A 12031-nucleotide genomic window follows, 5' to 3' on the forward strand; every position below is an offset into this window, starting at 1 on the left:
CCATGGCATTCGATTCGATCTACCGCATCGCAGGCTCGGCGATGAATGCTCAAACCGTGCGCCTCAATACCGTGGCGTCCAATCTTGCCAACGCCGATTCAGCCGCCACCAGTGCCAAGGATGTGTACCAGGCGCGCAAGCCGATGTTTGCCGCGGTGTATGAAAACGGCGAGCTGAGCCGGAATGCCGGCATGGGCGGCGCCCATGTGCAGGTGCTGGATGTAGTGCAGTCCGGGCGCGATCCACAGCGCCGTTATGAGCCGGGCAATCCGCTGGCTGATCGCGATGGCTATGTGTTCTACCCCGACGTCAACGAGATCGAAGAGATGACCGACATGATTTCGGCCTCACGCAGTTTTGAAACCAACGTTGAAGTGCTCAACCGTGTGAAAAGCATGCAGCAGGGTCTGCTGAAACTGGGAGATGCCTGATGGCTAACGTTGGCGCAACAACCACGAACACCACCAATAGCAATGACACGGCACTGCCAACCGGGGCGGTGAATCTTAATGATGTGTCCGAGCTGCAGAACAATTTCATCAGCCTGATGGTTGCCCAGGTTCAGTACCAGGATCCGACCAACCCAGTGGACAGCTCGCAGTTCATTAACCAGTACTCGGCGCTCTCGCAGGTGCAGAGTCTGGAGAACCTCAACACCATTCAGAAGAACAGCCTGGTGCTCTCCGACAACCTGCAAAATCTCACCGCTGCCGGGCTGGTGGGCCACCAGGTGATGGTCTCGGCCGGCAGCGTGCAGCTCGCCAGCACCACGCTGAACGGCCAGGCCAATCTTGAGCACAACTCGTCCACCACCACCTTGCAGTTGACCAATGCTAGCGGCGTGGTCACAGAGGTGCAGTTGGGCCCGCAGAGCGCCGGTTTGATGAGTTTCAACATCGACCCTGAAGCGCTCGACCTGCCGGCTGGCAAGTACGAAGTGGCGATCAAAACCAGCAGCGGCGAAATTCCCAAAGTGGAAATCGGCGGCGTGGTCAGCAATGTGCGGGTCAGCAGTGAAGGCCCGGTGCTGGAGGTGCAGGGCATTGGTTCGGTGCCGTTCTACAACATCGTTGAGTTTGGCGCCGGCACTCGCCCGGCCTGATCTATCTCTTCTACCGACAAGGTGACCCTACATGAGCTTTAACATTGCCCTTACCGGCCTCAACGCCGTGACTGACCAACTCGATACCGTCAGCAACAACATCGCTAACGTCGGCACCGTTGGCTTTAAATCTTCGCGCACCGAGTTTGGCAGCGTGTACGCCGACAGCCAGGCCATGGGCGTGGAAGTGCTCGGCAATACCCAGAGCATCAGCCTCGGCGGTTCGCTCACCTCCACCAGTCGCAGCCTTGACCTGGCGATTTCCGGCGGCGGTTTTTTTGTGGTGAAAAGCACCACCGGCGAGCAGCAGTACACCCGCGCCGGCGTGTTCGGCACCGACACCGCCAACTACGTTGTCAACAGTTCCGGCCAGCGTTTGCAGGGTTACCCCACCGATGCCGACGGCAATCTGCTTAACGGCACCATCAGCGACTTGCAGCTGAAAACCGGCAGCCTGCCGGCCAAGGCCACCGATAGCCTGAGCTTTGTGGCCAACCTGGATGCCGATGAAACCGTACCGGCCGCCGCCTTTGATGTGACCGATTCCGCCACCTACAACTCCACCTACACCACCAAGGTGTTCGACTCGCAGGGCAAGGAACACACGCTCACCCAGTACTTCGCCAAGACCGGTGACAACGCCTGGACCAGCCACAACTTTGTCGATGGCGCCGCCGCGGGCGCTACCAACATGACCTTCGACTCTGCCGGCATGCTGACCGCCCCGACTGCGCCGGTGACCGTCAACGCCACCGGCCTGGCCGGCGGTGTCGACCCGCTGGCCATCGCCGTTGATTTCACCGGCACCACCCAGAACGGCTCGGATTTCTCCGTGACCACCAATAAGGCATCTGGCTATGCCTCCGGCGAAAAAACCGGCGTTGCGGTAGATGAGGGCGGCAAGATTTACGTCAACTACAGCAACGGCGAACGCCTGCTGCAGGGCCAGGTGTTGTTGGCCAACTTTGCCAATGCCGAAGGCTTGAAAAACGTCAGCGGCACGGCATGGACCGAAACCAGCAATTCCGGCGCGGCACTGATTGGCGCACCGGGTGTGGGCCAGTTTGGTTCGGTGATTACCGGCGCGCTGGAAGGCTCCAACGTCGATCTCACCGCGCAACTGGTGACCCTGATGGAAGGCCAGCGCAACTACCAGGCTAACACCAAGGTGCTGACCACCGACAAAGAACTCAATCAAGTACTGTTCAGCGCCATCTGAGGGTGATCCATGGATCGTTTGGGCTACACCGCGATGACCGCCGCCAGCCGCACCATGAGTGCCTTGGGCGTACGCGCCAATAACCTAGCCAATGTCAACACCCCCGGCTTTCGCGCCGACATGGAACGCGCCGAAACCGTGGACGTGCAGGGTTACGGCTATGACAGCCGGCATTTGGCGCTGCCGCAAAACAGCGGCGTAAACATGACCCCTGGCACGCTGACCACCACCGGCCGCGACCTGGATTTTGCCATTCGTGGCGCCGGCCTGATTGCCCTTCAAGAAGGCGACAGCGAGGCCTACACCCGCCAGGGCAACATGCTGGTGGACAACGAAGGGCGCCTGACCATCAACGGTCGTCAGGTGCTGGGCGAGGGCGGGCCGATTGTGTTGCCGGAGTACGACAGCGTGGCCATCGGCAACGACGGCACCGTGTCGATCATGCCGCGTGGCGACTTTGTGATGGCCGACGTGGACCGCATCAAGCTGGTGGACGCCCCCGCTGCCGAGCTGTTGAAAAACCAGGCCGGCCTGCTAGTGCGCAAGGATGGTCAGCCGGCGCAAGCCAGCGAAGACGTGCGCCTGGTCAGTGGTCACCTGGAAACCAGCAACGTTTCGGCCATCGACCAGTTGACCGCGACCATGAGCCTGAACCGCCTGTTTGAAACGCAGGTAAAGATGATGAAAGCCGCTGAGGATTTGTCCGAGGCCGGCACCCGTTTGATTCGCGGCTAACCGGAGCACTTCCATGAGCACAGCACTTTGGGTCAGCAAAACCGGCCTGGCCGCCCAGGACACAGCCCTGTCGGCTGTGGCCAACAACTTGGCCAACGTCAACACCACCGGCTTTAAAAGCGACCGCGTGGTGTTTGAAGATTTGTTCTATTCCATCGACCTGCAGCCCGGCGCACAGGCCGATGCGGTTAATACCGTGCCGTCGGGCATTCAGTTGGGTAGCGGTGTGCGGGTGGCCGGTACGCAAAAGGTGTTTACCGAAGGCAGCATGCAAACCACTGGGCAACCTATGGACTTGGCCATTGTCGGCCGCGGATTTTTGCAGGTGGAAGCGCCTAATGGCGACACCTACTACACCGAGAACGGCCAGCTGCAATTGAATGCCGAAGGCATGATGGTCAACTCGCAGGGCTTGCCGCTGGTGCCGGCTATTGAAGTGCCGACCGGCAGCAGCAGCTTTACCGTCGGCAGCGATGGCACCGTGACCGCGGTGTTGCCGGGTGACACCGCGCCTAGCGAGTTGGGTCAGATCACCCTTGTCAACTTTATCAACCCGGCCGGCCTCGAGGCCCTCGGCGGCAACCTGTACAAAGAAACCGTCGCCAGTGGAGAGCCCGTGGAAGGTGTACCGGGCGAGGAAGGCTTGGGCACCCTCAAGCAGGGCGTGCTGGAGGGCTCGAACGTGCAGGTGGTGGAAGCGATGGTCAACATGATCGCCATCCAGCGCGCCTACGAGGCCAACGCCAAGGTGCTGGACGCTGCGTCCGGCATGCAGCAGTTCCTCAATCAGACCGTCTGATCGCCATGAAAATTGCCCTGATCATTACCGCCGGTTTGTTGCTGGGCGGCTGCGCCAGCTTCAAGGAAATGCTCCCCGACGAAGACTCTAGCGCCTACCAACCGCTGGACCTGGATTACAGCCTGCCGCCCACTACCGGCGGCGGGCTGTTCCGCAGCGGCTATGGCGGCGCGCTGACCCAGGACCAGCGCGCAGTGCGCATTGGCGACATCCTTACCGTGGTGCTCGAAGAGGTCACCCAGTCGAGCAAAAGCGCTGGTACCAGTTTTGGCAAACAGGCTGAACTGGCCGTGGGCATTCCTACGGTGCTCGGCCACACCTATGACAAAGTGGAAAGCTCGGCCAGCGCCGATCGCAGCTTTGATGGTTCGGCGAAAAGCTCGCAGCAGAATTCGTTACGCGGCTCCATTGCCGTCACCGTGCACCGCGTGTTGCCCAACGGCACCTTGATGGTCAAGGGCGAAAAAAACCTGCGGCTTAATCAGGGCGAAGAGTTTATTCGTCTGACTGGGCTGGTGCGGGTGGACGACATCAACCGTTTCAACCAGGTGTCGTCGCAGAACATTGCCAACGCCAACATCTCCTACGCCGGCCGCGGCCTGCTCAATGACAGCAACTCGGCCGGCTGGCTGACGCGCTTCTTTACCTCGCCCATCTTTCCGCTGTGAGGCTTTTACCCATGCGCGCGCCGCACCTGCTGTTTGTTTTGGCCTTGCTCGGCATTAGCCGTGGCGTTGCGGCGGTTCCGCTGCTGGATCTGGTTGACGTGGAAGGCATTCGCGGCAACCAATTGATTGGCTATGGCCTGGTGGTAGGGCTGGACGGCACCGGCGATAAAAACCAGGTGAAGTTCACCAGCCAGTCAGTGGCCAACATGATCAAACAGTTCGGCATTAACCTGCCGGCCAATGTGGATCCCAAGTTGAAAAACGTGGCAGCGGTAACAGTTACCGCCACCATGCCGCCGTCTTACAGCCCGGGGCAAACCGTGGACATCACCGTCGCCTCGCTGGGCGATGCGAAAAGCCTGCGCGGCGGCCAATTGCTGATGACTCCGTTGCGCGGCGTGGACGGCGAAACCTATGCCCTTGCTCAGGGCAATCTTGTGGTTGGCGGCCTGAACGCCACCGGCCAGAGCGGCTCCAGCGTGGCGATAAACAGCGCCAACGGCGGTCGCATACCCAATGGCGCGACCATCGAACGGATGATCCCCAGCGACTTCAACAGCCGCCCCGATGTGATGCTTAATCTGCGCCAGCCAAGCTTTCAAACCGCCGCGAAAATCGTCACCGCGCTGGGCCGCGTGTTCGGCCCCGGGGTCGCCAACGCTATGGACGGTACCAAGATCAGCCTGCGCGCGCCAGCGGCCGGCAACCAGCGCACCAGCTTTATGGCACTGCTTGAAGCGGTGGAAGTGGAGGAGGGCCGTGAGCGGCCAAAAGTGGTGTTCAACAGTCGCACCGGTACCGTGGTCGTAGGCCAGGGCGTGCGAGTGAAAGCCGCTGCCGTGGCGCACGGCACCCTCACCGTGACCATCAGCGAAAACCCGCAAGTCAGCCAGCCCAATGCCTTCTCCCGCGGTGAAACCGCTGTGGTGCCGCAGTCGGATGTGGCGGTTACCCAGGATAAAAGCGCCATGTTCAAGTGGCCCGAAGGCGCCAGCCTGGAAAGCATCATCAACACCGTGAATAGCCTTGGCGCCACCCCGGACGATGTGATGAGCATCCTGCAGGCGCTGGAGCAGGCCGGTGCGTTGAATGCCGAATTGATCGTGATCTGACTGTGAGCGCCTTATGAGCATTATGTCCCTCCCCACCGCCATCAATAACGCGCGCAGCTTCAATGCCCCGGGCAGCGACCCGCGCCAGCAATTGCAGGCGGCCAGTGAGCAGTTTGAAGCGTTGTTTTTGCAGCAGATCCTCAAGCAAATGCGCAAGGCAGGCGACGTGCTATCGGCCGACAACCCGATGCGCAGCCGCGAGCTGGACACCATGCGCGACTTCTACGACGAAGCCATGGCCGAACACCTGGCCACCAGCAAGCAGACCGGTATCAGTGACATGTTGGTCAAGCAACTGGCCGGCACCGTGACCCCGCAATTGACCCTCACCGCTGCCCAGCAGGCGGCGCGTTCAGCTGACTTGCCGCGCACGCATATCGTGTCGCAGCAGCCGCTGGCCAGTACCTGGGAGCGCGGTGTGGCGGCGGTCAATCAGGTGTGGCAGCGCGGCAGCGAAGCGCTGGGCAGCCTGGTGGACAGTTTGATTTCCCATGAATCGGCTGGCGATATCGCTGCGGTGTCCACCAAAGGCGCACGCGGCTTGATGCAGTTGATGCCTGGCACCGCACGCGACATGGCGGCCAAGCTCGGCCTGGACTTCAGCGAAGAACGCCTGACCCGCGACGGCGAGTACAACAAAACCCTCGGCGTGGCTTACTTGAAAGACATGCTCGAACGCTATGACGGGCACCAGGCGCTGGCCGTGGCGGCATACAACGCCGGCCCTGGCAAGGTGGATGAGTGGTTGCAACGCAACGGCGACCCGCGCACCGGGCAGATCGGCACCGAGGCCTGGGTGCAGCGCATTCCGTATGAAGAAACCCGCAACTACACCCGCAGCATCCTGCAAGACCTGCAACAGCAGCGCCTGCGCGGCGAAGCCACGGAGTCGCTGCCGGTGCCAGCACGGGCGAGCCTGGATGAACGCCTGCAAGTAGGCGAGATAGTCGGCATGGCGGCGAGTCGCACGGCGGATGTGAGCGACAAACCGGACGCGCGTACCGCTGCATTTAAGCCGGCTGGCGATGTGGTCGCCTTGGATCAGAGAGTGGTGCAATTACCCGGTCAGCAGCCCTTGCACCAATCGCTGTCGGCCGCCTTCGCACCGCAGATCCGCATTGAAATGCCCGCGTTTAGAGAACCAAAAGGAAGCCTGTCGTGACCAATTTGACCCAAATCGCCTACAGCGGTGTGCGTGCCTCGCAGATCGGCCTGTCGGTTACCGGGCAGAACACTGCCAACGTCAATACCCCGGGCTTTAGCCGCCTGAATGCGGTGATGAGTTCGGTATCTGGCTACGGTAGCCTGAGTGGCGGCGGCGTGCAGGTGACAGATGTGCGGCGCATTTCCGATGACTTCCTCAATCAGCAGCTGTGGCGCGCTACCACCTCGCAGAATTACTACAGCACCTCGCAGCAGTACCTGACCTCGCTGGAAGGACTGATGTCGGGCGATGGCTCGAGCATCAGCGTGGGCTTGGACAACTTTTTTGCCGCCGTCAGCGAAGCCAGCGCCACACCAGACTCCATCGCCCTGCGCCAACAGATCATCGCCGAGGCCGGTAACCTGGCGCAGCGCTTCAACACCTTGGGCGGCAACCTGCACACGCAGTTGATGTCGGCGCAGGAGCAGCGCGGCTCGATGGTTACCGAGATCAATGGCCTGACCAGCAATATCGCCTTAATAAACAAAAAGATCATTGCCGCCGAAGCCGCGGGTGCCGATTCGGCCACCCTTAAAGACCAGCGCGAGAGCCTGGTGACCCAGCTCAGCCAATACGCCAGCGTGCGCACCAATACCGCCGCTGATGGCTCGTTGGAGGTGAGTTTGGCGAACGGCCAGCCGCTGGTGGCCAGCACCTCGGCAGCCCATTTAAGCGTCCGCCTGACGCCGACGGGCGAACAGGAAATCGGCCTGGCCTTTGCCGGCACCACGTTCGCGTTGAGCCAGGAAAACCTCGGCGGCTCGCTAGGCGCGCTGTACGACACCGAATACCAAGTGCTGCGCCCAAACCAGGACGCGCTGAGCGAGATGGCGGAGCAATTCGCGCAAATGGTCAACGATACCCTGGGCGCCGGCTTCGACCTGAACGGCAATGCCGGCCAGGCGCTGCTGACGTTCACGCCGGGCAGCAGCTCGAACATGTTGAGCCTCAGCGGCATCAAGGCGGTGGACCTGGCACTGTCGGACAGCGCGGGCGCAACCGGTAATAACGGCGCGCTGCTGAACTTGCTCGAGCTGCGTAATCAGGCTATCACCGTCAACGGCAACCAGGTGAGCGTGAACGATGCCTACGCCGGGTTGATTGGCGACCTAGCCAGCGTCAGCCGGCAAAACCAGGCCGATCTGACCACCGCCAAAACCGTGACCGGCCAGGCCCAGACACAGCGCGACAGCGTGAGCGCGGTGAATCTGGATGAAGAGGCGGTGAACCTGATGGGTTACCAGCAGGCGTACCAGGCCAACATGAAGGTCATCAGTACGGCCAAGGATTTGTTCGAGACGATGTTGGCGGCGTTTTAAGTCGTCTCAGGTTTTGTGAAACGGCGGATATCGCTTGGTGATATTTGCCCTACGTCCGCTCCGATAGATGAGATTTGCCCATGCGCATTACCAACTCGCAGACCGCGGCCACCATGCTCAACTCGATGAACCGCAACTCATCGGAGATGGCCGAGCTGATGCAGAAAATGTCCGACGGTACGCGCATTCTCAAGCCTTCGGACGACCCGATTGCCAGCGTCCGCTTGCTGCGTATACAGCGCGCTGAAGCCAGCCTGACCCAGTACGGCAAGAACATCACCAATGTGTCGAGCAACTTGTCGATTCAGGAGAGCAACCTGCAGTCGACCTCCGACACCATGATCGAGGTGCGTGACCTGCTGCTCTGGGCGGCCAACGGTTCCAACACCTCTGCCGACCTGAATGCCATGGCCAGCGAGCTGGGTAGCCTGGAAAGCACCTTGCTCAGCTACCTGAACGTGCGCGACGAAGAGGGCCGTTATCTGTTCTCGGGCACGCTCACCGACCGTCCCGCCGTGGCCTACGACAGCGCCACTGAAACCTACAGCGCCAACGGCAACGACAAAACCCGCCAGGCCGCCGTGGCCAACGGTGTGCTGGTGCAAGAAAACGTGGCGATTGCCGGGGTGTTTGGCACCGGCATGGATTTTCTCAATAGCCTGCACAGCGTGATCAATCGGCTCAAAGACCCGGCGCTGGACAGCACTGATCCGGCCACCGTGCAGCAGATTCGCGACGCCATTGCCGGGCTCGACACCACCCACGGTAGCGTGTTGAGCAGCATCACCGAACTGGGCGGGCGGCAGAACACCCTGACCCTGCTCGACGACAGCAACTCGGACATATCGCTGGTGAACAAGCAAATCGATGGCGAGCTGGCGGGCCTGGACTACGCCGGCGCGAACATCGACTTGCAGAACTACAAACTGGCTTTGCAGGCGACCCAGAAGACCTACCTGACAGTCAACGACCTGTCGCTGTTCAACCTCCTGTAACGCCTGCTGGAAGAGACTCGCCATGAAGGTTGAAAGCCCGTTAACGGCCATTGCCGCCCTTGATCCGCAGGAACGTAGGCAGCCAGTGCTGCGCGATACGCCGCTGGCCACCGCCAGCAAAGCCGACCCGGCCGCCAGCCAGGCAGCGGCGGGCGAGCGCACACGAAGCAAGGGCGCCAGTTTCAACCTGCAGTTAAACCAGCAACTGTCGTCGATGCAGTCTGCCGAAAGCTACCTGGACGATTTGAGCGGCCGCCTGCGCCAGTTGAAAAACAACCTGAGCCGCGAGCTCAGCGCCGCCCAAGGCGCCGACAAAGAAGGCCTGCAACAGGCGGTGCAGCAGCTCAATCAACTGCTGGCCGAACGCGCCGAACGCTCTGGCGGCACGCTGGACAGCACGCTGAAACTGCGTCTTAACGAACCGCTGCGCAGCCGGTTTAGCCTGACCGGGCTGGGTTCGCTGGCCGCGATTCAGGAATCGGGCAAAGAGACGCTGCTGTTTAGCGCCGGACGGCAATCGTCCGAGCCGATTGCCGTGGTTCTGGATGACGGCATGAGTGGCGAGCAGTTGCTGCGCCGCTTTAACGTAAGCCTCGGCCAGGTGGGCGTACGCGCTGAACTTGGGCAAAGCGGCGAGCTGAAATTTTCCGTCCGTGAAAGCGAGTGGAAAGACCTCAAACCGCAGTTGGCGGTGCAGGGCGAGGGCAAGCTGTTTGCCAAAGGCAGCTACCAGAAGGTGCAAAGCGAGGAAGACCAGCTATTCAAATTTCCCGCCGAGGTTAACGCCAGCAACGTGCGCGAACTGCGTCGGGTGCTGGACTCGGTGGTGGCGGCGCTGGATAAGGTGGGCGCCATCCGCGATCAGCTCAGCCACCGCCAGCAAGAGATTCGCGACTTTCTCGCGCGCCAGGCCGACAACGATGAAAAACAGTGGGCGGCCGATTACGCAGGTGCCGCCTTCAACTTGGCAAATCGCTCGAAGGCAAGCTTTGCAGCGGTCACCCAGACGGTGGTCGCGCAAGCCAATATCAGCCGTTTCGCCGTGGTCAGTCTGCTGTCCTAATCACCGTACAAACCTTGTGGGAGTAGGTATGCCGCATCGATTGCGCGCCTGTGTGCGTGGCCTCTGCGCCTGGTACGGGCTGAGGCAGAAAAGTCCGACCGGTGAGTCAGCTTCGCGCCAGGTTTTACATCCCTGGGACATTCAGCGGCGTAATGGCCAGATTACCGGGAAACCTGGGTTTTCTTCTGACACTCACTCGGCTTATGCTCAGCGCCATTGCGTTTCGCGCGTACCAGTTCTGCCTCGCGCCGCGCACGGTTTTTCATAAAGAGGCCCCTATGGTTTACATCCAGCGCGACGAACACGGCAAGCTTCTGCGGGTCGAGCAAGAGCCTTTTCCCGAAATGAGCGCCAGCATGGCGTTGGAAAGCGAGGAGCTGCAAAACTGGCTGAACATCAAGCTGGAAGTGCAGGCCAAGCTGGAGATTCTCAAGGAGTCTGACTGGACCCTGGTGCGTGTGCTTGAAGACGTGGTCATTGTGCTGGTGGAAAAAGGCCTCATCAGCTACACCGACCTGCCCCTGGCTGCCCGGCAAAAACTCGACCAGCGCGCCATCGCCCGGGCTGATCTGGAAGGCATTTCGGATCACCTGGATATCGACTAGCTCAAAGTTTGAACGACTTACCCGCCTGCAACAGCTGAGCAATATAGCGCGTCCGTTTACCAAGCAAAGTAGTCGCTTGGCTGCAAGCTTCATCAGCGCGATGCGCCCGCCTTTTAACCAGAACGGGGTATCGATGCCCGCCTCGTACAGTCGGGCGTAACCCTCGCCCAGCGTCCCCAACGGCACGCCAAATTGCTTGGCCAAGCGGGCTGCGCCCAGCGGGGTTTGGCCCCGCAGAGTTTGGCATCGAAATGGCCTTTGTCGGTGACTACCAGATCGGCGCGTTGCACCTTTTTCGCGAGCCCCGTCAGTTTTGCGACTACCTCAACGCCTGGGTGAAAGGTGGGTTGAGAAAGGCCTCGGCGACAAAGCCGGTACCGCCAGCCGCGCCGGCCGGTGCGCAACATTACGGCAGCTGCGTCAGCGAAGTGGGTGAGGGAGTTGTCCATTTGCAGAAGCTATTCGGGGCTAGCGGATAGAAATCCAATCCTTGTTCGTTCCTGCATGCTTCCGAAGACCGGGGCGAGATCAACTGTTGCGGGGGAGGCGCTCGCCAAATCTACTGCACATTTGCAATATTATCCCGCCTCAATTCAGCCTGAATCGTCCTACAATCCCATTCAAGTTTTTAGCTAACCGCGACAACTCATGACTAGCACCGCTCGTCTGCGAGGCTCCCTGTGATGACAGGATGGATAGTTCGCGGATGTTTAGGGAAATTCTGAAAAAGACTTCCTGATTTGGCAGAGTCCTCGAACGCCAATCGCCGAGCTTTTCGATGATGAAGCAAATGACCTTCGCCGACGCCGAGTACGCCGGTAAGCGCAAGCAGACCCGTAAGGAACTGTTCCTGATCGAGATGGATAGGGTTGTGCCCTGAAAGGGGTTGATCGCTCTGATCGAACCCCATTACCCGAAGGGCGAAGGCGGTCGTCCGGCGTATCCGTTGATGGCGATGCTGCGGGTTCATCTCATGCGGAACTGGTTTGGTTACAGTGATCCGGCGATGGAAGAGGCGCTGTACGAGACGACGATCTTGCCCCAGTTTTCCGGCCTGAGCCTGGAGCGAATCCCAGACGAAACCACCATTCTCAACTTGCGTCGCCTGCTGGAAAAACACGAGTTGGCCAATGGCATCCTCGGCGTGATCAATGGCTATCTGGGCGAGCGTGGCCTGTCACTGCGACAAGGCACCATCGTCGATGCCACC

At 60.5% G+C, this 12031-nt stretch carries 12 protein-coding genes and 1 pseudogene; all 13 read left to right on the forward strand.

Going from position 1 to position 12031, the window contains the following annotated elements; translation table 11 throughout:
• Positions 1-2 precede the first annotated feature (2 nt).
• Complete coding sequence (gene flgC / locus V3W40_RS32210; RefSeq protein WP_330208548.1) at positions 3-431, forward strand: flagellar basal body rod protein FlgC; 429 nt, start codon at positions 3-5, stop codon at positions 429-431.
• The gene (locus tag V3W40_RS32215; protein WP_330208547.1) at positions 431-1102 is read left to right on the forward strand and encodes a flagellar hook capping FlgD N-terminal domain-containing protein; all 672 of its coding nucleotides are present in this window, start codon (positions 431-433) and stop codon (positions 1100-1102) included. The genes flgC and V3W40_RS32215 overlap by 1 nt, the downstream gene beginning before the upstream one ends.
• 31 nt (positions 1103-1133) lie before the next feature.
• Positions 1134-2321, forward strand: coding sequence for a flagellar hook protein FlgE (gene flgE / locus V3W40_RS32220; RefSeq protein WP_330216358.1), 1188 nt, complete (start codon positions 1134-1136; stop codon positions 2319-2321).
• Between the two features lie 9 nt (positions 2322-2330).
• Positions 2331-3056, forward strand: a complete 726-nt coding sequence (locus V3W40_RS32225; RefSeq protein ID WP_330208545.1) for a flagellar basal body rod protein FlgF — start codon at positions 2331-2333, stop codon at positions 3054-3056.
• Between the two features lie 13 nt (positions 3057-3069).
• Positions 3070-3855, forward strand: a complete 786-nt coding sequence (gene flgG / locus V3W40_RS32230) for a flagellar basal-body rod protein FlgG (RefSeq protein WP_330208544.1) — start codon at positions 3070-3072, stop codon at positions 3853-3855.
• 5 nt (positions 3856-3860) lie between these two features.
• The gene (gene flgH, locus V3W40_RS32235; RefSeq protein WP_330208543.1) at positions 3861-4523 is read left to right on the forward strand and encodes a flagellar basal body L-ring protein FlgH; all 663 of its coding nucleotides are present in this window, start codon (positions 3861-3863) and stop codon (positions 4521-4523) included.
• Between the two features lie 11 nt (positions 4524-4534).
• Positions 4535-5635, forward strand: coding sequence for a flagellar basal body P-ring protein FlgI (locus tag V3W40_RS32240; protein WP_330208542.1), 1101 nt, complete (start codon positions 4535-4537; stop codon positions 5633-5635).
• A gap of 13 nt (positions 5636-5648) precedes the next feature.
• Positions 5649-6797 (forward strand): lytic transglycosylase domain-containing protein, encoded by a 1149-nt coding sequence (locus V3W40_RS32245; protein WP_330208541.1) that lies wholly within the window; start codon positions 5649-5651, stop codon positions 6795-6797.
• Positions 6794-8158 (forward strand): flagellar hook-associated protein FlgK, encoded by a 1365-nt coding sequence (gene flgK / locus V3W40_RS32250; RefSeq protein WP_330216359.1) that lies wholly within the window; start codon positions 6794-6796, stop codon positions 8156-8158. The genes V3W40_RS32245 and flgK overlap by 4 nt, the downstream gene beginning before the upstream one ends.
• 80 nt (positions 8159-8238) lie before the next feature.
• Entirely contained in the window at positions 8239-9153 is a 915-nt protein-coding gene (gene flgL / locus V3W40_RS32255) for a flagellar hook-associated protein FlgL (protein WP_330208539.1), read from the forward strand.
• Positions 9154-9175: 22 nt separating this feature from the next.
• A complete protein-coding gene (locus V3W40_RS32260; protein ID WP_330208538.1) occupies positions 9176-10216 on the forward strand; it encodes a hypothetical protein in 1041 nt (346 codons plus the stop codon).
• A 278-nt stretch (positions 10217-10494) separates the two neighbouring features.
• A complete protein-coding gene (locus V3W40_RS32265; protein WP_330208537.1) occupies positions 10495-10821 on the forward strand; it encodes a tryptophan synthase subunit beta in 327 nt (108 codons plus the stop codon).
• Positions 10822-11602: 781 nt separating this feature from the next.
• Positions 11603-12031 (forward strand): annotated as a pseudogene (locus V3W40_RS32270) (transposase); the annotation flags it as partial.

The organism is Pseudomonas sp. AM8, assembly GCF_036346475.1.
Taxonomy (GTDB): Bacteria; Pseudomonadota; Gammaproteobacteria; order Pseudomonadales; family Pseudomonadaceae; genus Aquipseudomonas; species Aquipseudomonas marginalis.

Bases quoted from the DNA above. Each gene is read 5' to 3' on its own strand.
- flgC (WP_330208548.1), top strand. From the start codon at position 3: ATGGCATTCGATTCGATCTACCGCATCGCAGGCTCGGCGATGAATGCT.
- V3W40_RS32215 (WP_330208547.1), top strand. From the start codon at position 431: ATGGCTAACGTTGGCGCAACAACCACGAACACCACCAATAGCAATGAC.
- flgE (WP_330216358.1), top strand. From the start codon at position 1,134: ATGAGCTTTAACATTGCCCTTACCGGCCTCAACGCCGTGACTGACCAA.
- V3W40_RS32225 (WP_330208545.1), top strand. From the start codon at position 2,331: ATGGATCGTTTGGGCTACACCGCGATGACCGCCGCCAGCCGCACCATG.
- flgG (WP_330208544.1), top strand. From the start codon at position 3,070: ATGAGCACAGCACTTTGGGTCAGCAAAACCGGCCTGGCCGCCCAGGAC.
- flgH (WP_330208543.1), top strand. From the start codon at position 3,861: ATGAAAATTGCCCTGATCATTACCGCCGGTTTGTTGCTGGGCGGCTGC.
- V3W40_RS32240 (WP_330208542.1), top strand. From the start codon at position 4,535: ATGCGCGCGCCGCACCTGCTGTTTGTTTTGGCCTTGCTCGGCATTAGC.
- V3W40_RS32245 (WP_330208541.1), top strand. From the start codon at position 5,649: ATGAGCATTATGTCCCTCCCCACCGCCATCAATAACGCGCGCAGCTTC.
- flgL (WP_330208539.1), top strand. From the start codon at position 8,239: ATGCGCATTACCAACTCGCAGACCGCGGCCACCATGCTCAACTCGATG.
- V3W40_RS32260 (WP_330208538.1), top strand. From the start codon at position 9,176: ATGAAGGTTGAAAGCCCGTTAACGGCCATTGCCGCCCTTGATCCGCAG.
- V3W40_RS32265 (WP_330208537.1), top strand. From the start codon at position 10,495: ATGGTTTACATCCAGCGCGACGAACACGGCAAGCTTCTGCGGGTCGAG.